20 protein-coding genes and 1 other RNA gene are annotated in these 17,857 nt (G+C 63.2%); 16 read left to right on the top strand and 5 right to left on the bottom strand.

The window, feature by feature from the left end; genetic code table 11:
• The first annotated feature begins 20 nt into the window (after positions 1 to 20).
• The 7 genes from rplM to AC1MHZ_RS10045 all read left to right on the top strand — a co-directional run bounded on the left by rplM (position 21) and on the right by AC1MHZ_RS10045 (position 4,886).
• Complete coding sequence (gene rplM / locus AC1MHZ_RS10075; protein ID WP_043207468.1) at positions 21 to 449, top strand: 50S ribosomal protein L13; 429 nt, start codon at positions 21 to 23, stop codon at positions 447 to 449.
• A gap of 14 nt (positions 450 to 463) precedes the next feature.
• Positions 464 to 856, top strand: a complete 393-nt coding sequence (rpsI, locus tag AC1MHZ_RS10070; protein WP_054893989.1) for a 30S ribosomal protein S9 — start codon at positions 464 to 466, stop codon at positions 854 to 856.
• A gap of 267 nt (positions 857 to 1,123) precedes the next feature.
• Positions 1,124 to 1,717, top strand: a complete 594-nt coding sequence (petA, locus tag AC1MHZ_RS10065) for a ubiquinol-cytochrome c reductase iron-sulfur subunit (RefSeq protein ID WP_084857248.1) — start codon at positions 1,124 to 1,126, stop codon at positions 1,715 to 1,717.
• Entirely contained in the window at positions 1,717 to 2,928 is a 1,212-nt protein-coding gene (locus AC1MHZ_RS10060; RefSeq protein ID WP_084857251.1) for a cytochrome b, read from the top strand. The genes petA and AC1MHZ_RS10060 overlap by 1 nt, the downstream gene beginning before the upstream one ends.
• On the top strand, positions 2,928 to 3,710 hold the full coding sequence (locus AC1MHZ_RS10055) for a cytochrome c1 (RefSeq protein WP_084857253.1): 783 nt from the start codon (positions 2,928 to 2,930) through the stop codon (positions 3,708 to 3,710). Before AC1MHZ_RS10060 ends, AC1MHZ_RS10055 begins: the two co-directional genes overlap by 1 nt.
• A gap of 122 nt (positions 3,711 to 3,832) precedes the next feature.
• Positions 3,833 to 4,456, top strand: coding sequence for a glutathione S-transferase N-terminal domain-containing protein (locus tag AC1MHZ_RS10050; RefSeq protein WP_084857255.1), 624 nt, complete (start codon positions 3,833 to 3,835; stop codon positions 4,454 to 4,456).
• A 10-nt stretch (positions 4,457 to 4,466) separates the two neighbouring features.
• On the top strand, positions 4,467 to 4,886 hold the full coding sequence (locus AC1MHZ_RS10045; RefSeq protein ID WP_084857257.1) for a ClpXP protease specificity-enhancing factor: 420 nt from the start codon (positions 4,467 to 4,469) through the stop codon (positions 4,884 to 4,886).
• A 52-nt stretch (positions 4,887 to 4,938) separates the two neighbouring features.
• On the opposite strand, the gene AC1MHZ_RS10040 is transcribed toward AC1MHZ_RS10045, so the two are convergent.
• From AC1MHZ_RS10040 to AC1MHZ_RS10020, 5 genes are all read right to left on the bottom strand, one after another.
• Positions 4,939 to 5,157: a YgdI/YgdR family lipoprotein gene (locus AC1MHZ_RS10040; RefSeq protein ID WP_084857259.1), complete on the bottom strand. Its 219-nt coding sequence runs from the start codon at positions 5,155 to 5,157 to the stop codon at positions 4,939 to 4,941.
• An 81-nt stretch (positions 5,158 to 5,238) separates the two neighbouring features.
• The gene (locus AC1MHZ_RS10035; protein ID WP_084857260.1) at positions 5,239 to 5,817 is read right to left on the bottom strand and encodes a BON domain-containing protein; all 579 of its coding nucleotides are present in this window, start codon (positions 5,815 to 5,817) and stop codon (positions 5,239 to 5,241) included.
• Positions 5,814 to 6,407 (bottom strand): phosphoheptose isomerase, encoded by a 594-nt coding sequence (locus AC1MHZ_RS10030; protein ID WP_043207486.1) that lies wholly within the window; start codon positions 6,405 to 6,407, stop codon positions 5,814 to 5,816. The genes AC1MHZ_RS10035 and AC1MHZ_RS10030 overlap by 4 nt, the downstream gene beginning before the upstream one ends.
• A gap of 88 nt (positions 6,408 to 6,495) precedes the next feature.
• Positions 6,496 to 6,867, bottom strand: coding sequence for a YraN family protein (locus tag AC1MHZ_RS10025; RefSeq protein WP_084857262.1), 372 nt, complete (start codon positions 6,865 to 6,867; stop codon positions 6,496 to 6,498).
• On the bottom strand, positions 6,867 to 8,684 hold the full coding sequence (locus AC1MHZ_RS10020) for a penicillin-binding protein activator (protein ID WP_482966307.1): 1,818 nt from the start codon (positions 8,682 to 8,684) through the stop codon (positions 6,867 to 6,869). Before AC1MHZ_RS10020 ends, AC1MHZ_RS10025 begins: the two co-directional genes overlap by 1 nt.
• 187 nt (positions 8,685 to 8,871) lie before the next feature.
• Between AC1MHZ_RS10020 and rsmI the strand changes: the two genes are divergently transcribed.
• From rsmI to mraY, 9 genes are all read left to right on the top strand, one after another.
• Positions 8,872 to 9,747 (top strand): 16S rRNA (cytidine(1402)-2'-O)-methyltransferase, encoded by an 876-nt coding sequence (rsmI, locus tag AC1MHZ_RS10015; RefSeq protein WP_084857265.1) that lies wholly within the window; start codon positions 8,872 to 8,874, stop codon positions 9,745 to 9,747.
• Positions 9,748 to 9,814: 67 nt separating this feature from the next.
• Positions 9,815 to 10,174, top strand: an RNA gene (gene rnpB, locus AC1MHZ_RS10010) — RNase P RNA component class A.
• A 310-nt stretch (positions 10,175 to 10,484) separates the two neighbouring features.
• Complete coding sequence (gene mraZ, locus AC1MHZ_RS10005; protein WP_011535546.1) at positions 10,485 to 10,940, top strand: division/cell wall cluster transcriptional repressor MraZ; 456 nt, start codon at positions 10,485 to 10,487, stop codon at positions 10,938 to 10,940.
• On the top strand, positions 10,937 to 11,884 hold the full coding sequence (gene rsmH / locus AC1MHZ_RS10000; protein ID WP_084857267.1) for a 16S rRNA (cytosine(1402)-N(4))-methyltransferase RsmH: 948 nt from the start codon (positions 10,937 to 10,939) through the stop codon (positions 11,882 to 11,884). The genes mraZ and rsmH overlap by 4 nt, the downstream gene beginning before the upstream one ends.
• The gene (gene ftsL, locus AC1MHZ_RS09995; RefSeq protein ID WP_070092339.1) at positions 11,881 to 12,174 is read left to right on the top strand and encodes a cell division protein FtsL; all 294 of its coding nucleotides are present in this window, start codon (positions 11,881 to 11,883) and stop codon (positions 12,172 to 12,174) included. The genes rsmH and ftsL overlap by 4 nt, the downstream gene beginning before the upstream one ends.
• Positions 12,174 to 13,928 carry a peptidoglycan D,D-transpeptidase FtsI family protein gene (locus AC1MHZ_RS09990; protein WP_172403020.1) on the top strand — a complete coding sequence of 585 codons (1,755 nt, stop codon included), beginning with the start codon at positions 12,174 to 12,176 and terminating at the stop codon, positions 13,926 to 13,928. The genes ftsL and AC1MHZ_RS09990 overlap by 1 nt, the downstream gene beginning before the upstream one ends.
• The gene (locus AC1MHZ_RS09985; protein ID WP_084857271.1) at positions 13,928 to 15,415 is read left to right on the top strand and encodes a UDP-N-acetylmuramoyl-L-alanyl-D-glutamate--2,6-diaminopimelate ligase; all 1,488 of its coding nucleotides are present in this window, start codon (positions 13,928 to 13,930) and stop codon (positions 15,413 to 15,415) included. Before AC1MHZ_RS09990 ends, AC1MHZ_RS09985 begins: the two co-directional genes overlap by 1 nt.
• A complete protein-coding gene (locus tag AC1MHZ_RS09980) occupies positions 15,408 to 16,775 on the top strand; it encodes a UDP-N-acetylmuramoyl-tripeptide--D-alanyl-D-alanine ligase (RefSeq protein ID WP_482966306.1) in 1,368 nt (455 codons plus the stop codon). Before AC1MHZ_RS09985 ends, AC1MHZ_RS09980 begins: the two co-directional genes overlap by 8 nt.
• A complete protein-coding gene (gene mraY, locus AC1MHZ_RS09975) occupies positions 16,775 to 17,857 on the top strand; it encodes a phospho-N-acetylmuramoyl-pentapeptide-transferase (protein ID WP_084857275.1) in 1,083 nt (360 codons plus the stop codon). The genes AC1MHZ_RS09980 and mraY overlap by 1 nt, the downstream gene beginning before the upstream one ends.

Genomic DNA, 17,857 nt, shown 5'->3' with positions numbered 1-17,857 from the left:
GGCCTCTGAGGCTTTAGAGAATGAAAACTTTTACTGCTAAACCGGAAACAGTAAAGCGCGACTGGTACGTAGTTGACGCCGCTGGTCAGACCCTGGGTCGTCTGGCTACCGAAATCGCTCGTCGCCTGCGTGGCAAGCACAAGCCAGAATACACCCCTCACGTTGACACCGGCGACTACATCGTCGTCATCAACGCCGAGCAGGTACGTGTCACTGGTGCCAAGACTTCGGACAAGATGTACTACTCCCACTCCGGTTTCCCAGGCGGCATCAAGGAAATCAGCTTCGAGAAGCTGATCGACAAAGCCCCTGAGCGTGTTATCGAAACTGCGGTCAAAGGCATGCTGCCGAAGAACCCGCTGGGTCGCGACATGTACCGCAAGCTGAAAGTGTACGCGGGTGCTGCTCACCCTCACACTGCTCAGCAGCCTCAAGAACTGAAGATCTAACGGGATAGTTCATTATGTCGGCGACTCAAAATTACGGCACTGGCCGTCGCAAGACCGCAACCGCTCGCGTTTTCCTGCGTCCGGGTACTGGTAACATCTCCATCAACAACCGTCCTCTGGACACCTTCTTCGGCCGCGAAACCGCTCGCATGGTTGTTCGCCAGCCGCTGGAGCTGACCGAGACCGTCGAGAAGTTCGACATCTACGTCACCGTCGCCGGTGGTGGTGTCAGCGGTCAGGCCGGTGCGATCCGTCACGGTATCACCCGTGCGCTGATGGAATACGACGAAACCCTGCGTGGCGCCCTGCGTCGTGCTGGCTACGTCACCCGCGACGCTCGTGAAGTCGAGCGTAAGAAAGTGGGTCTGCGTAAAGCGCGTAAGCGTCCTCAGTACTCCAAGCGTTAATACCGCTTCGGCAGTCGAAAAAAAGCCCGGTTCCATATTTGGAACCGGGCTTTTTTTATGTCTTGAACTAACCTGTCAGCATGTCAGTGACGACTTGCCGCATAGACACAGATCAAGCAAAGCGAGGGTTGCAGCCCGACCGGGGGGTAATCACCTTGTCAGTGTGTGGACTTGTTCCTTACCATTGCGGCCAATTTTTAGTGCCACAGACATTACTAAGTAGATGCCTGATCCAACAGGCCAAAGCAGCTGATGGGAGAGGACTGAATGAGCAATGACGGCGTCAACGCAGGCCGGCGCCGCTTCCTCGTAGCCGCCACATCCGTGGTAGGCGCAGCGGGGGCAGTGGGGGCTGCGGTACCGTTCGTGGGGTCATGGTTCCCCAGTGCCAAGGCGAAAGCCGCAGGTGCACCGGTGAAGGTCAATATCGCCAAGGTCGAGCCGGGTCAGCAGATGGTGGCTGAGTGGCGGGGGCAACCTGTTTTCATTGTGCGACGAACCGAGGAGATCCTCGGCAACCTGAAGAAGATCACCGGGGATTTGTCCGACCCCGAGTCCAAGTCGTCGGTGCAGCCGACCTATGTCGATCCGCAGAACCGCGCCATCAAACCCGAGATCCTCGTGCTGGTCGGTCTATGCACCCACCTGGGCTGCTCGCCCACGTTCCGTCCTGAAGTGGCGCCCGCCGACCTGGGGCCGAAATGGGTGGGGGGCTACTTCTGCCCCTGCCACGGTTCGCACTACGACCTGGCTGGTCGCGTCTACAAGGCGCAGCCGGCACCTCTCAACCTGCCAGTGCCTCCGCACTCGTACGAGTCGGATGACATCATCGTCATCGGCGTCGATCAGGAGAACGCATGATGAGCAAGTTCATGGACTGGATTGATGCTCGCTTCCCCGCTACCAAGATGTGGGAAGACCACCTGAGCAAGTATTACGCGCCCAAGAACTTCAACTTCTTCTACTTCTTCGGCTCCCTGGCCTTGTTGGTGCTGGTCAACCAGATCGTCACTGGCGTCTGGCTGACCATGAGTTTCACGCCGTCGGCCGAAGAGGCGTTCGCCTCGGTCGAATACATCATGCGCGACGTGGAGTACGGCTGGATCCTGCGCTACCTGCATTCCACCGGTGCTTCGGCGTTCTTCATCGTGGTGTACCTGCACATGTTCCGCGGGCTGCTCTATGGCTCGTACCAGAAGCCGCGCGAGCTGGTCTGGCTGTTCGGCATGCTGATCTACCTGGCACTGATGGCCGAGGCGTTCATGGGCTACCTGCTGCCCTGGGGCCAGATGTCCTACTGGGGCGCACAGGTGATCATCTCGCTGTTCGGTGCCATTCCGGTGATCGGCGACGACCTGACCCAGTGGATCCGTGGTGACTACCTGATCTCGGGCATCACCCTGAACCGCTTCTTCGCCCTGCACGTGATCGCCTTGCCGATCGTCATCCTGGGCCTGGTGGTGCTGCACATCCTGGCGCTGCATGAGGTGGGTTCCAACAACCCCGATGGCGTCGACATCAAGAAGAACAAGGACGAGAACGGCGTGCCGCTCGATGGCATTCCTTTCCACCCGTACTACACCGTGAAGGATATCGTCGGGGTGGTGGTGTTCCTGTTCGTGTTCTGCGCCGTGGTGTTCTTCTTCCCTGAAATGGGTGGCTACTTCCTGGAGAAACCGAACTTCGAGCAGGCGAACGCGTTCAAGACCCCCGAGCACATCGCGCCGGTATGGTACTTCACGCCGTTCTACGCGATCCTGCGTGCCGTCCCTGACAAGCTGTTCGGCGTCATCGCCATGGGCGCCGCCATTGCCGTACTGTTCGTGTTGCCCTGGCTTGACCGCAGCCCCGTGCGCTCCATGCGCTACAAGGGCTGGCTGAGCAAGATCTTCCTGCTCGTGTTCTGCGTGGCCTTCATGATCCTGGGTGTGCTGGGCGTACTGGCGCCGACGCCGGGTCGGACCTTGCTGTCGCAGGTCTGCACCGTGCTGTATTTCGCCTACTTCCTCCTGATGCCGTTCTACACCAGGCTCGAGAAGACCAAACCGGTTCCGGAAAGGGTGACTGGCTGATGAAAAAGCTAATAGCAGTATTGTTCCTGGCAGTGATGCCCGCCTTGTCCTTTGCCGCCAGCGAGCACGGCCCGGTGCTGGACAAGGTCGATATCGACCTCACCGACAAGGCCGCCATGCAGGACGGTGCGCGTACCTTCGCCAACTATTGCATGGGGTGCCATAGCGCCAAGTTCCAGCGTTACGAGCGGGTCGCCGACGACCTGGACATCCCGCACGAGCTGATGCTCGAGAAGCTGGTGTTCACCGGGGCCAAGATTGGCGACCACATGAAGATCGGCATGCAGCCCGACGATGCCAAGACCTGGTTCGGTGCGGCGCCGCCGGACCTCACCCTGGTCGCCCGCGTGCGCGGCACCGACTGGCTGTACACCTACCTGCGCAGCTTCTATGAGGACAAGTCGCGTCCTTATGGGGTGAACAACAAGGTGTTCCCGAACGTCGGCATGCCTAACGTGCTGGTGGGCTTGCAAGGCAACCAGGTGATCGGCTGCAAGCAAGTGCAGACTGTGGTCGACGGCAAGAAGCAATTCGACCCGCTGACCGGCAGCCCATTGACCCATGAAGCCTGTGACCAGCTGACCATCGAGCCGAATTCCGGTACCCTGACGACCGAGCAGTTCGACGAGAAGGTCAAGAACCTGGTGACCTTCCTGGCCTATTCGGCCAACCCGGTCAAACTGGAAAGCCAGCGCATCGGTACCTATGTGTTGCTGTACCTGGCTTTCTTCTTCGTGTTCGCCTACTTGCTCAAGCGCGAATACTGGAAGGACGTGCACTGATCACGCAGTAGTTTCTGGTAGTTGAACGCGCCCTGGGGCGCCCCTTCGCGATTGCGTCGGGGTCCTCCAGGGCGCGTTTGCATTTGGAGTTTCACAAGCATCCCCATGCGAGGAGGCGCTACATGGGCGCAACCAACAGGTTAGCCTGCTATTCCGACCCCGCTGATCATTATTCTCATCGGGTACGCCTTGTTCTCGCCGAGAAGGGCGTCAGTGTACAGATTGTCGACGTCGACCCCGGTCGTCTGCCGCCCAAGCTGGTCGAAGTGAACCCTTACGGCAGTGTGCCGACGCTGGTCGATCGTGACCTGGCGCTCTACGAGCCCAGCGTGGTGATGGAGTACCTCGAGGAACGTTACCCGCACCCGCCCTTGATGCCGGTCTACCCGGTGGCCCGGGGCAACAGCCGCTTGCTGATGCATCGCATCCAGCGCGACTGGTGCGTGTTGGCGGACACCATCCTCGACCCGCGCAGCACGGATGCGGCGCGTGCCGAGGCGCGCAAGGCGCTGCGCGAAAGCCTGACAGGCGTGTCGCCGTTGTTCGGCGAGTTCTCCTGCTTCATGAGTGAGGAGCAAAGCCTGGTCGATTGTTGTCTATTACCCATATTGTGGCGGTTGCCGGTCATGGGTATCGAATTGCCGCGGCAGGCCAAGCCGCTATTGGATTACATGGAGCGGCAGTTTGCCCGCGAGCCTTTCCAGGCGAGCCTGTCCGCTGCAGAACGTGAAATGCGCAAGCTTTAAGGAGCCGTTGATGAACTCCAGTCGCCCCTATCTGGTTCGAGCGCTGTACGAGTGGATCGTCGACAACGATTGCACCCCCCACATGCTGGTCAACGCTGAATATCCGGCTGTCCAGGTTCCCCAGGGATTCGCCAGTGACGGCCAGATCGTCCTGAACATCTCCCCCAATGCCGTGCGCAGCCTGCACATGGATAACGACGCCGTGAGCTTCGAAGGTCGCTTCAGTGGTGTGGCCCATTCGCTGTTCGTGCCGGTGGGCGCGATCCTGGGCATCTATGCCCGGGAGAATGGCCAGGGCATGGTGTTCGAGCTGGAGCCGCCGTTGATGGGCGGCGACGATCTGGACGACGAAAGCGTCGAGCCGGATGACGATGGCCCGCCCGAGCCACCGCGCCCGAGTGGCCGGCCCAGCCTCAAAGTGGTCAAGTAAACAAAAAAGGCGATCCGGATGGATCGCCTTTTTTGTGTCGCGGGGCCTGTGATTACAGATCCTTGATGCTGCGCACCTGGTCCTTGTTGACGCGGGTGCGTTTGCCGTCCAGTTGCTCGAACTCGTAGAAGCCCGAATCGGCGTCGTATTCTGGGGCGTCGGTGGTCTGGAATTCGCGGCCGTCGTTGAGGGTGATCTGGCTCGGGGTGGAGCAGCCGGCCAGGGCGGCGAAGGCGCCGATTGCAAGGACGGACAGCAGGGACTTCTTCATGGGTACTTCCTGGGTTTTGGTTGAACGCTGTTGTTGCCAGTCATGGCCTCATCGCCGGCAAGCCGGCGATGCAGTTGGGTATCAATCGATGTATTCGAACAGCTTGACGATCTTCTGCACGCCCGACACACCCTGGACCACGTTGGTGGCGGCGTTGGCTTCCTGTTGGGTCACCAGGCCCAGCAGGTAGACGATGCCGTTCTCGGTGATCACCTTGATGCGCGTGCTTGGTACGTTGGCATCGCCAAGCATTTGTGCCTTGATCTTGGTGGTCAGCCAGGCGTCATTGTTGCGCGCCAGGATCGAAGAGGGCTGCATGACCTGCAGTTCGTTGTGCACCTTCTTGACCCGCTGTACTTGGCCTGCGGTTTGTTCGGCCAGGCTCTTGAGGTCGGCGCGCGGGGTCTGGCCGGCCAGCAGGACGATGCCGTTGTAGCTGCTGACGACAATGTGCGAGCCTTTGTCGAGGTCCGCGTTGGCCTTGGCGATATTCACCGAGACCTTGGTTTCGATCAGCGAGTCGTCGATCTTGCTGCCGATGGTGCGGGTGCCGCGATCATCCTCGATGGGCGAATTGCGAGCCGAGGTCAGTACCGAGCTGCAGCCGGAGATGCTCAGGCACAGGGTCAGGGCCATCAGGCCAAGGCGCTTGGGGATCATTCTTCACTCCCGAACAGTTGGCTGTCGATCAGGTCGCACAGGCAGTGGATCGCCAGCAGGTGGACTTCCTGGATTCGCGCGGTGACGTTCGACGGCACGCGGATCTCCACATCTTCAGGCAGCAACAGCGAGGCCATGCCGCCGCCGTCACGCCCAGTCAGTGCCACGACGATCATTTCACGGTCGTGCGCGGCCTGAATCGCTTGTATCACGTTGGCGGAATTGCCGCTGGTAGAGATCGCCAGCAGCACGTCGCCCGGTTGGCCCAGGGCACGGATCTGCTTGGAGAAGACTTCGTTGTAGCTGTAGTCGTTGGCGATCGAGGTCAGGGTCGAGCTGTCGGTGGTCAGGGCAATGGCCGGCAAGCTGGGGCGCTCGCGCTCGAAGCGGTTGAGCAGCTCCGAGGAGAAGTGCTGCGCGTCGCCGGCCGAGCCGCCGTTGCCGCAGGCAAGCATCTTGCCCTCGTTGAGCAGCGCATTGACCATGACCAGGCTGGCCTGCTCGATGTGGGGTGCCAGGATGTCCATCGCCTGTTGCTTGGTATCGATGCTGGCCTGGAACAGCCGGCGAATTCGGGATTGCATGTCCATCTGGTGTGACCTTAAGTGGGGCGGTGGCCGACGCGACGCGCGACAGGAACCAGCCCGCGAAACATAGAGCTAAAAAATCGGAATGGGTTCAGCATTCGAAGGCGTTTTTCAGCCATTGCAGCGGCTGGCCCGCGTGGTGGCTGCCCTGCAGGGCGACAACGTCGAAGCGGCAGGGTTGGTTGGCCCAGCGCGGCTCCTTCTGCAGGAACAGGTTGGCGGCTAGCGCCAGTCGCTTCTGCTTGCGTCTGTCGATGCTGCCGACGGCGCCGCCGAAGGCCGCATGCAACCGGTAGCGGACTTCGACGAATACTACTGTATCGGCGTCGAGCATGACCAGATCGAGCTCACCGCCCTTGCATCGCCAATTGCGCGCCAGTAGTCGCAGGCCATGTCCTCGAAGGTATTCGAGGGCATGGTTTTCCGCGGCAAGACCTGCGCTGGAAGGCGATGCGTCGGGCATCAGCGTGGGGTGTCCGGCAGGCGCTTGACCTGGCCACCGGAGAACTCGGCCCAGGGCAGTTGGCGCTCGACGCGCTGGCTGGGGCTCATGGTCAGGCTGCCGGAGAGACCTTCGATGCGGTTGTCCGGCAGGGCCTTCAGCTGGCCCAGGCGAGGGGCCAGGCTGTAGGCGTCCACGCCCATGGCGTAGAGGCGGCCGAGGCTGCCGGCCGCCTGGGGCCACTGCTGGACCACCTGCTGGCGCAGGCTGTTGCTGCTGTCGAGCAGCCAGGGGGTCTCGCAGAAGCGGATGCCGTTCATGTCGTTGTACTGGTTCACGTCACCGCTGGCGCTGTAGAGGTTGGAGGTGGCGTAGACCGGCACATCGCCTGCGTACTGGAAGTTCAGGGTCGGCTTGATCTGCTGGGCCTGCTGTGGGGTGGAGGCGAGGAAGATGAAGTCGATGTCCTGGCGACGCGACGGTTGCGCGGCGATATTGCCGCCAACGGTGCTCTGCAGGCTCTTGGCACGACCTTCGCTCTGGCGCAGTTGGAACAGCTCGGCAATCTGCTGGGCCAGGGCGACCGGCTGGGCGATGCGTTCGGCGGCCAGCAGTGTGCCGCCATGGCCTTCCCAATCCTGGCGGAAGGCGGCGAGCACGCGATCGCCCCACTCACCGCTCGGTACCAGGGCTACGGCGCGGACCAGGCCATCGGCGCGGGCACGTCGCGAGACCTCGCGGGCTTCGTCCTCGGCGGCAAGGCCGAACTGGAACAGCTGGGGTGGTGCTTTCTGGCCGGCATCGGCGTAGTTCAGTGCCAGGGTGGTGATCGGCAGTTGCGGGTTGGCCGCGAGCTTCTTCACCAGTGGTTTTTCCAGCGGGCCGACCACCAGCTGCACGCCGGCGGCCTGGGCCTGGCGGTAGAAATCGTCCAGCGAGGTCAGGCGCGAGCTGTCGAACACCTGTACGGCAGGAGCCGGCTGACCGGATTGCTGGGCCTGGAAGTGGGCCGCCATGAAGCCGTCGCGCAGGGCGCGGGCGACGCCGGCCAGCGGGCCTTCCTGGGGCAGCAGCAGGGCGATCTTGGTCAGCGGCTGGCTGGCCAGCTCCTTGAGCTTGACCAGGGCCAGGGGCAGTTGCTTGGCGGCAGGGTGTTCCGGGTGCTGGTTGCGCCAGGTGTCGATGGCGGCCTGTTGCTGCTCCAGGGTGCCGGCGCTCTTCACCGCCAGGGCCAGGCTGGTCCAGCCGGCCAGGGTTTCGTTGGCGGCGGGCTGTTGCAGCTGTTCGGCCGGCAGCGAGGCGACCAATGCCCAGATCGAGTCGTTGTTGGCGGCAGCAGCCTGGTCGCTGAGCAGAGGCGCGAGCAACACGCGCTGTTGGGCGGCGGCCAGTGCCTGACCATCGGCCTCGAGGGCGGCGGCATGGACGCTGTAGGTGCGTGCCTGCTGCTCCTGCGGCAGTTCGCCCAGGCGCTGCAGGCTCGGGTGGGCGAGGGCGGTCAGGGCGGCCTTGGGCTGGTTGCGGCTCATGGCGAGCTCGGCAGCGAGGGTGCTGGCGAACACCTGCTGGGCAGGCTTGAGCGAGTCCAGCGGGACCTGCTCGAGAATGCGTGCGGCGCGTGGGTAGTCCTTCTGCTTGTAGGCCAGGTCGGCGGCGCTCAGGCGCAGCAGGGCGGCATCTTCAGCGGACTTGCTGGTGGCGGCCTTGTCGAGCAGTTGCTCGATGCTGGCATCCGGGGTGCGTGGCAGTTCGCCCAGGCTGGATGAGGGCGAGCTGGCGCAGGCTGCCAGCAGGGCAGCCAGGCAGAGGGCTGTGAACAGCCGCAGGCAAGCGATCATGTAAAAGTCCTATTACTCGATCAAGTTGGCCGGCAATTGTACCCAAGCGTCGGCCGGGGTGCGATGTCGCTGACGTTGATCCTTCAATATAGGTCGCCTTGCGGGGCTTGCCGGCGAAGTTCTTTGCGCGTTGTTGCGGGCGCTCGGGCTACAATGGCGCCTTTGATCCACATGACAGGTATGCGCAGTGACTGATGGTGCAGGGGCTTCGAAATCCACGGTGGGCACGCTTTACGTGGTCGCCACGCCAATCGGCAACCTCGACGACATGAGTGCCCGGGCCCTCAAGGTGCTGGCCAACGTGGCGCTGATCGCCGCCGAGGACACCCGTCACTCGGTGCGCCTGCTCCAGCACTTCGGCATCGATACGCCTCTGGCCGCCTGCCATGAGCACAACGAGCGCGACGAGGGTGGGCGCTTCATCACTCGCCTGCTGGCCGGTGATGACGTGGCCCTGGTGTCCGACGCGGGCACGCCGTTGATTTCAGACCCCGGCTACCATCTGGTGCGCCAGGCGCGCGCCGCCGGGGTGCAGGTGGTGCCGGTGCCGGGCGCTTGCGCCTTGATCGCCGCGTTGTCTGCGGCCGGCCTGCCGTCGGACCGGTTCATCTTCGAAGGTTTCCTGCCCGCCAAGGCGGCTGGCCGTCGCGCGCGCCTGGAGCAGGTCAAGGAGGAGCCGCGTACCTTGATCTTCTACGAGGCGCCGCACCGTATCCTCGAGTGCCTGGAGGACATGGAAGCGGTATTCGGCGCGCAGCGCCCGGCGGTGCTGGGCCGTGAGCTGACCAAGGCCTTCGAGACGCTCAAGGGGTTGCCGTTGGGTGAGTTGCGAGCCTTCGTCGCAGGCGACAGCAACCAACAGCGTGGAGAGTGCGTGGTTCTGGTGGGCGGCTGGAGTGCTCCCGAGGATGAGCAGGCCATCGGCAGCGAAGCGCAGCGCGTGTTGGACCTGCTGCTGGCGGAGCTGCCACTCAAGCGTGCGGCTGCGCTGGCGGCGGAAATCACCGGTGTGCGCAAGAACCTGCTCTATCAGGTGGCATTGGAAAAACAAAAGGCGCAGTAGTGGCAAAGTGACATAGTTCATTGTGTCACTTGTTCTTGGGCGCTTGTGCCGTTAACCTTGTCGGCGGAGAGTCGATTGGACAGTCGCTGCCTTCTTTTGTTCCGCAAAAGAGGGGGGAGGAAAGTCCGGGCTCCATAGGGCAGAGTGCCAGGTAATGCCTGGGGGGCGCGAGCCTACGGAAAGTGCCACAGAAAACAACCGCCTAAGCACTTCGGTGCCGGTAAGGGTGAAAAGGTGCGGTAAGAGCGCACCGCGCGACTGGTAACAGTTCGTGGCTAGGTAAACCCCACTCGGAGCAAGACCAAATAGGGTTCCATACGGCGTGGCCCGCGTCGGAACCGGGTAGGTTGCTAAAGGCGTCCAGTGATGGCCGTCGTAGAGGAATGACTGTCCTCGACAGAACCCGGCTTACAGATCGACTCTCCACCTCCTTCCTTCCCTGCTTGAATCGTCAGCAGATACGTCCCGGTAATACCAAAAAAATCTTACTCTTAATAAATCACTTTAAGTTCTCACTCTATCCGCTTGAGTGAACTTGATTTTTCTCGCCAGTTTTTCCTTCCGGTAATGCTTCCTCCTTCCTTTGTTGCGCTAAATCTCCGTCCTGTAAGGGATTTCCTTCTGAACGTGCCTTGACGGTGTGCCGGACGGATTCCTATAGTGTGCGCAAGTGGCAGAAAGTGGGATGAAGTGGGTTTTCTGACACAAAAAAGCTAACATTGTGGGGAATCGCAGCCGTGTTCCGCGGAGCTAACGCCGTCAGCCTCGATGCAAAGGGCCGACTCGCCATGCCGAGTCGGTACCGTGACGAGCTCGATTCGCGTTGCAATGGTCAATTGATCGTGACCATCGACGCGGTGGACCCCTGCTTGTGTGTTTATCCCCTCGATGAGTGGGAACAGATAGAAGCCAAGTTGCGTGCCTTGCCGTCGCTGCGTGAGGAAAACCGCCGTTTGCAGCGTTTGCTGATCGGTAATGCGGTGGACCTGGAGCTCGATGGCAGTGGCCGTTTCCTGGTACCGCCCCGCCTGCGCGAATACGCCAAGCTCGACAAGAAGGCGATGCTGGTGGGGCAGCTGAACAAATTCCAGCTGTGGGATGAGGATGCCTGGAACGCGGTTTCGGCAGCTGATCTTGCAGCTATCCAACAACCGGGCGCCATGCCCGACGATTTGCGTGACCTGATCCTGTGACGATAGATAGCGGCTTCAACCACATCACCGTGCTGCTCGACGAGGCTGTCGAGGCATTGGCCCTGCGCGCCGACGGTTGCTATCTGGACGGCACGTTCGGCCGGGGCGGGCATAGCCGCCTGATCCTCAGCAAGCTCGGGCCGCAAGGGCGGCTGCTGGGCTTCGACAAAGATCCACAAGCGATTGCCACGGGGCAAGCGCTGGCGGCCGAAGACGGCCGCTTTGTCATTGTGCAGCGCAGCTTTGCCGAGATGGGCGATGAAGTCGCCCAGCGTGGCTTGGACGGCAAGGTCAGCGGCGTACTGCTCGACCTGGGCGTGTCGTCGCCGCAGCTGGACGACCCAGAGCGCGGCTTCAGCTTCCTCAATGATGGCCCTTTGGATATGCGCATGAACCCGGACCAGGGCATCAGCGCTGCCGAGTTCATCGCCACCGCGCCCGAAGAAGAAATCGCCCGTGTCTTCAAGGAGTACGGCGAAGAGCGTTTCGCCAAGCGCATGGCGCGCGCCGTGGTGCAGCGCCGCGAGCAGCAGCCGTTCACCCGCACGGCCGACCTGGCCGAAGTCCTCAAGGTCGCCAACCCGGCCTGGGAGAAGGGCAAGAACCCGGCGACCCGCGCCTTCCAGGGCCTGCGCATCCATGTCAACAACGAACTGGGCGACCTGGAGGCGGGCCTGGAGGCTGCTATCGAGGCGCTGGAGGTCGGTGGCCGCCTGGCGGTGATCAGCTTCCACTCGCTCGAAGATCGCATCGTCAAGCTGTTCATGCGCAAACTGGCCAAGGGCGAGGCGGACAACCTGCCGCGCAACCTGCCGGTGCAACACAAGGTGTTCGAGCCGAAGATCCGCCTGATCGGCAAAGCACAGTTCGCCTCTGAAGCCGAACTCAAGGCCAACCCGCGGGCGCGCAGCGCCGTCATGCGGGTGGCGGAGAAATTGCGGTGAGCCGGCTGTTCGCCAAGCCCCTGCCAGGCGGAAGCTTCCTGATGCTTCTGCTGTTCGTCGGCGTCCTGGTTTCGGCCATTGCCGTGTCCTACAGCGCCCATTGGAACCGCCAACTGCTCAACACGCTGTACGGTGAACTGAACGAGCGTGACAAGGCCCAGGCCGAATGGGGCCGGCTGATCCTCGAGCAAAGCACATGGACGGCTCACAGCCGTATCGAGAACCTGGCCTCCGAGCAATTGAAGATGCGCGTGCCGGCCGCTGACGAAGTGCGGATGGTGGCGCCATGATGAAGCTTGAAGGCGCACTCTACCCCTGGCGCTTCCGGGTGGTGATCGCATTGCTGGCGTTGATGGTCGGCGCGATCGCCTGGCGCATCATCGACCTGCAGGTGGTCGATCGCGACTTCCTCAAGGGCCAGGGCGATGCCCGCAGCCTGCGCCATATTCCCATTCCCGCGCACCGTGGCCTGATCACCGACCGCAACGGCGAGCCGTTGGCAGTCAGTACGCCGGTCACCACCTTGTGGGCCAACCCCAAGGAAATGCAGGCCTCCCGCGAGCGCTGGCCACAACTGGCCGCCGCACTCGGGCAGAACCCGCAGCAGCTGGCCGACCGCCTGACCCAGCAGGCCGGCAAGGAATTCATCTACCTGGTGCGAGGCCTGACCCCGGAGCAGGGGCAGCAGGTGCTTGACCTCAAGGTGCCGGGTGTCTACGGCATGGAGGAATTCCGGCGTTTCTATCCGGCCGGTGATGTCACCGCGCACATGGTCGGTTTCACCGACCTGGACGACCACGGTCGCGAAGGGGTGGAGCTGGCCTATGACGAATGGCTCGCCGGGGTGCCCGGCAAGCGGCAGGTGATCAAGGACCGGCGCGGCCGGTTGATCAAGGACATCCAGGTGACCAAGAACGCCAAGGCCGGCAAGACCTTGGCGTTGTCGATCGACCTGCGCCTGCAATACCTGGCCACCCGCGAGCTGCGCAACGCCATCGCCGAGCAGGAAGCCAAGGCCGGCAGTCTGGTGATCATGGACGTCAAGACCGGCGAGGTCCTGGCCATGGTCAACCAGCCGACCTACAACCCGAACAACCGCCGCAGCATGTTCCCCGCGGCCATGCGCAACCGGGCGATCATCGACGTGTTCGAGCCAGGCTCCACGGTCAAGCCGATCTCCATGAGTGCCGCCCTGCAGAGCGGTCGCTGGAAACCTACCGACAAGGTCGAGGTCTACCCCGGCAGCCTGCAGATCGGCCGCTACACCATCAAGGACGTGTCCCGCAGCGAGGGGCCGATCCTCGACCTGACCGGCATCCTGATCAACTCCAGTAACGTGGGCATGAGCAAGATCGCCTTCGACATCGGCGGCGAGGCGATCTACCGGGTCATGTCGCAACTGGGGCTTGGCCAATACACCGGCTTGGGTTTCCCGGGCGAGCGCGTTGGCAACCTGCCTAACCATCGTGAGTGGCGCAAGGCTGAAACCGCCACCTTGTCCTATGGCTATGGCGTTTCGGTGACCGCTTTGCAACTGGTGCATGCCTACGCGGCCTTGGCCAACGACGGCAAGATGGTGCCGTTGTCCATCGTCAAGGTCGACAAGGCTCCTGATGCTGTGCAGGCGATCCCGAAAGATACGGCTGAGACCGTCCAAGCGATGTTGCAACAGGTGATCGAGGCGCCGCGGGGCGTGTTCCGTGCGCAGGTGCCGTTCTATCACGTGGGCGGCAAGTCGGGTACGGCGCGTAAGGTTTCCGTGGGCGCCAAGGGCTACCGGGAAAACGCCTACCGCTCGTTGTTCGCGGGCTTCGGCCCGATGAGCGACCCGCGCTACGCCATCGTCGTGGTCATCGACGAGCCGAGCAAGGGTGGCTATTTCGGCGGTCTGGTATCGGCCCCGGTATTCAGCAAGGTGATGTCGGGCACCCTGCGCCTGATGAACGTGCCGCCGGACAACCTGCCACCGCCACCGGCCCCTTCGGCGACCCAGCCCCAGACCCAGCAGGCCAGCGCAGTACCCGCCAATGGAGGGCGTGGTTGATGACAATGCCATTGAGCAAGCTTTTCGCCCATGCCAGCCGCGATCCGTTGATCCGCGAGCTGACCCTCGACAGCCGCCTGGTCCGGCCGGGTGACCTGTTCCTGGCGGTGCCCGGTGCCAAGGTCGACGGCCGTGCGCACATTGCCGATGCACTGGCTCGCGGCGCTGCCGCCGTAGCCTACGAAGAGCAGGGCGCCAGCGTCCTGCCGCTCACCGAGGCGCCCTTGATCCCGGTGCGTGGCCTGATCGGCCAGTTGTCGGAGATCGCCGGGCGCTTCTACGGCGAGCCCAGCCGCCAGCTCGACCTGGTGGGTGTCACCGGTACCAACGGCAAGACCAGCGTCACCCAGCTGGTGGCCCAGGCCCTCGATGCGTTGGGCCAGCGCTGCGGGCTGATCGGCACGCTGGGTACCGGTTTCTATGGCGAGCTGCGCAGCGGCCGCCTGACCACCCCAGACCCTATCGCTGTGCAGGCGACCCTGAACGACCTCAAGAAAGGTGGCGCCAAGGCCGTGGCCATGGAAGTTTCCTCCCACGCCCTGGAACAGGGCCGGGTCGCCGCCCTGGCCTTCGATATCGCGGTGATGACCAACCTGTCCCGCGATCACCTGGACTACCACGGCAGCATGGAGGCCTACGAGGCCGCCAAGGCCAAGCTGTTCGCCTGGCCGAACCTGCGTTGCCAGGTGGTCAACCTGGACGATGAGTTCGGGCGTCGCCTGGCTGAAGACTTTGCCCGGCGTCCGAGCCCCGAGCATGTCGAAACCCGGCTGCTCAGCTACAGCCTGGAAAACCCGGACGCCTCGCTGTTCTGCCGCGAAGCCCATTTCGATGACGATGGCGTGCGCGCCATCCTCGTCACCGCCCAGGGTGAACATACCCTGCGCAGCCAGTTGCTGGGCCGCTTCAACCTGAGCAACATGCTCGCCGCGGTCGCCACGCTGTTGGCGCTGGACTACCCGCTGGACGAAATCCTCAAGGTCACCCCGCAGCTGCAAGGCCCAGTCGGTCGCATGCAGCGTCTGGGAGGCGGCGACAAGCCGCTGGTGGTGGTCGACTACGCCCACACCCCGGACGCCCTGGAAAAAGTACTGGAAGCCTTGCGCCCCCACGCCCACGGCCGCCTGCTGTGCCTGTTCGGCTGTGGTGGCGACCGCGATCGCGGCAAGCGTCCGCTGATGGCCGAAGTGGCCGAACGCCTGGCCGATCGCGTGCTGGTCACCGATGACAACCCGCGCACCGAAGACCCCCTGCGGATCTTCGATGACATCCGCCCCGGCTTTGCCAGGCCCGCCGAGGTCGAGTTCGTCGCCGGCCGTGGCGAGGCCATCGGCCACCTGATCGCCACGGCTGCGGCTGACGATGTGATCGTGCTGGCCGGCAAAGGGCATGAGGACTATCAGGAGATCGACGGCCAGCGCCATGACTTCTCCGACTTGATCGAAGCCGAAAAGGCACTTGCAGCCTGGGAGGCGACCGATGCTTAAGCCCATGACACTCAGCCAGCTGGCCGCGCCGCTGCAGGCGCGTGTGGTCGGTGCCGATGCCCGCTTCACCGGCGTGAGCATCGACAGCCGGACCGTGGCCACCGGCCAGCTGTTCATCGCCCTGGCCGGGCCGCGTTTCGATGGTCACGATTACCTGGCCGATGTGAAGGCAAAGGGCGCCGTCGCCGCCCTGGTCGAGCGCGAAGTCGCCGATGTCGACCTGCCGCAGCTGCTGGTCGCAGACTGCCGCGTCGCCCTGGGCCAGCTCGGCGCCCTGAACCGTGCCGCGTTCGACAAGCCGGTGGTGGCCATCACCGGCTCCAGCGGCAAGACCACGGTCAAGGAAATGCTGGCCAGCATCCTGCGTACCCGTGGCCCGGTGCTGGCGACCCGTGGCAACCTGAACAACGACCTCGGCGCGCCGCTGACCTTGTTGGAGATCGCGCCTGAACACAGCGCCGCGGTGATCGAGCTGGGGGCCTCGCGTATCGGCGAGATCCGCTACACCGTCGGCCTGACCCAACCCCAGGTGGTCATCATCAACAATGCCGGCACTGCCCATGTGGGCGAGTTCGGTGGCCCCGAGAAGATCGTCGAGGCCAAGGGCGAGATCCTCGAAGGCCTGAGCGAGGGGGGGACCGCCATCCTCAACCTGGCCGACAAGGCCTTCGATACCTGGCGCAGGCGTGCGGGCGAGCACCGCGTCCTGAGTTTCGCCCTGGACAACCCGCAGGCCGACTTCCACGCCAGCGACATCGGTCGCGACGCCCGGGGCTGCCCGTCGTTCACCTTGCATGGCCCGGACGGCAGCGTCCCGGTGCAACTGAACCTGCTGGGCATCCATAACGTCAGCAACGCCTTGGCTGCCGCAGCCGCCGCCCATGCCGTCGGTCTGGGCCTGAGCGGTATCGCCGCAGGCCTTAGCGCTGTGCAACCGGTCAAGGGCCGTACCGTGGCGCAGATCGCGCCCAATGGCGTGCGGGTGATCGACGACAGCTACAACGCAAATCCCACCTCGATGTGCGCCGCCATTGATATACTCGCCGGCTTTTCCGGCCGCACCGTCCTGGTGCTCGGGGATATCGGCGAACTGGGGCAATGGGCGCAGGAAGGCCACCGTCAGGTGGGCGACTATGCACGCGGCAAGGTCGACGCCCTGTACGCAGTGGGTACCAACATGGCCCATGCGGTTGCGGCGTACGGTGCCAATGGCCGTCATTTCGCTACTCAGGCTGAGCTTATCGATGCCGTTCGCGCCGAGACTGCCAGCGACACCACTATCTTGATCAAGGGCTCGCGCAGCGCTGCGATGGAAAACGTCGTGGCGGCCTTGTGCGGTGCCAGCGGGGAGAAACATTAATGCTGCTGCTGTTGGCTGAGTATCTGCAACAGTTCCACAAGGGCTTCGCGGTCTTCCAGTACCTGTCCCTGCGCGGGATCCTGGGCGTGTTGACCGCATTGTCCCTGGCGCTGTGGCTGGGGCCGTGGATGATCCGTACCCTGCAGATTCGCCAGATCGGTCAGGCCGTGCGCAACGACGGACCGCAATCGCACCTGTCCAAGTCCGGCACCCCGACCATGGGCGGTGCGCTGATCCTGTCCGCCATCGGCATCAGCACCCTGCTATGGGCCGACCTGACCAACCGCTACGTCTGGGTCGTGCTGATCGTGACCCTGCTGTTCGGCGCCATCGGCTGGGTCGACGATTACCGCAAGGTGATCGAGAAGAACTCCCGCGGTCTGCCAAGCCGCTGGAAGTACTTCTGGCAGTCGGTGTTCGGTCTGGGGGCCGCAGTGTTCCTCTACATGACTGCGCCGACCAGCGTAGAGACCACCCTGATCGTGCCGATGCTCAAGGATGTGACGATCCCGCTGGGCATCGGCTTCGTCGTGCTGACCTATTTCGTTATCGTCGGCTCGAGCAATGCGGTCAACCTGACCGACGGTCTCGATGGCCTGGCGATCATGCCGACGGTGATGGTCGGCGGTGCCCTGGGCATCTTCTGCTACCTGTCGGGCAACGTGAAATTTGCCGAATACCTGCTGATCCCCTACGTGCCGGGCGCCGGCGAGCTGATCGTGTTCTGCGGCGCGCTGATCGGCGCCGGGCTGGGCTTCCTGTGGTTCAACACCTACCCGGCCCAGGTCTTCATGGGCGACGTCGGCGCACTGGCGCTGGGCGCGGCCCTGGGCACCATCGCGGTCATCGTGCGCCAGGAGATCGTGCTGTTCATCATGGGCGGCGTGTTCGTCATGGAGACCCTTTCGGTGGTGATCCAGGTGGCCTCCTTCAAGCTGACCGGCAAGCGCGTGTTCCGCATGGCGCCGATTCACCACCACTTTGAACTCAAGGGTTGGCCCGAGCCGCGAGTGATCGTCCGATTCTGGATCATCACCGTGATTCTGGTGCTGATCGGCCTTGCCACCCTGAAACTGAGGTAG

This window comes from Pseudomonas sp. FA-1 (assembly GCF_056856075.1).
Note: the sequence above shows the minus strand (reverse complement) of the source record. Positions and strands in the feature narration are given on the sequence as shown.

Coding starts and splice junctions, on each gene's coding strand:
- AC1MHZ_RS10050 (WP_084857255.1), top strand. CDS start 3,833: ATGGGCGCAACCAACAGGTTAGCCTGCTATTCCGACCCCGCTGATCAT.
- AC1MHZ_RS09980 (WP_482966306.1), top strand. CDS start 15,408: ATGCTTAAGCCCATGACACTCAGCCAGCTGGCCGCGCCGCTGCAGGCG.
- rpsI (WP_054893989.1), top strand. CDS start 464: ATGTCGGCGACTCAAAATTACGGCACTGGCCGTCGCAAGACCGCAACC.
- petA (WP_084857248.1), top strand. CDS start 1,124: ATGAGCAATGACGGCGTCAACGCAGGCCGGCGCCGCTTCCTCGTAGCC.
- rplM (WP_043207468.1), top strand. CDS start 21: ATGAAAACTTTTACTGCTAAACCGGAAACAGTAAAGCGCGACTGGTAC.
- AC1MHZ_RS10055 (WP_084857253.1), top strand. CDS start 2,928: ATGAAAAAGCTAATAGCAGTATTGTTCCTGGCAGTGATGCCCGCCTTG.
- AC1MHZ_RS10025 (WP_084857262.1), bottom strand. CDS start 6,867: ATGCCCGACGCATCGCCTTCCAGCGCAGGTCTTGCCGCGGAAAACCAT.
- AC1MHZ_RS10035 (WP_084857260.1), bottom strand. CDS start 5,817: ATGATCCCCAAGCGCCTTGGCCTGATGGCCCTGACCCTGTGCCTGAGC.
- AC1MHZ_RS10020 (WP_482966307.1), bottom strand. CDS start 8,684: ATGATCGCTTGCCTGCGGCTGTTCACAGCCCTCTGCCTGGCTGCCCTG.
- AC1MHZ_RS10045 (WP_084857257.1), top strand. CDS start 4,467: ATGAACTCCAGTCGCCCCTATCTGGTTCGAGCGCTGTACGAGTGGATC.
- mraY (WP_084857275.1), top strand. CDS start 16,775: ATGCTGCTGCTGTTGGCTGAGTATCTGCAACAGTTCCACAAGGGCTTC.
- AC1MHZ_RS10060 (WP_084857251.1), top strand. CDS start 1,717: ATGAGCAAGTTCATGGACTGGATTGATGCTCGCTTCCCCGCTACCAAG.
- AC1MHZ_RS10040 (WP_084857259.1), bottom strand. CDS start 5,157: ATGAAGAAGTCCCTGCTGTCCGTCCTTGCAATCGGCGCCTTCGCCGCC.
- AC1MHZ_RS10030 (WP_043207486.1), bottom strand. CDS start 6,407: ATGGACATGCAATCCCGAATTCGCCGGCTGTTCCAGGCCAGCATCGAT.
- AC1MHZ_RS09990 (WP_172403020.1), top strand. CDS start 12,174: ATGAAGCTTGAAGGCGCACTCTACCCCTGGCGCTTCCGGGTGGTGATC.
- AC1MHZ_RS09985 (WP_084857271.1), top strand. CDS start 13,928: ATGACAATGCCATTGAGCAAGCTTTTCGCCCATGCCAGCCGCGATCCG.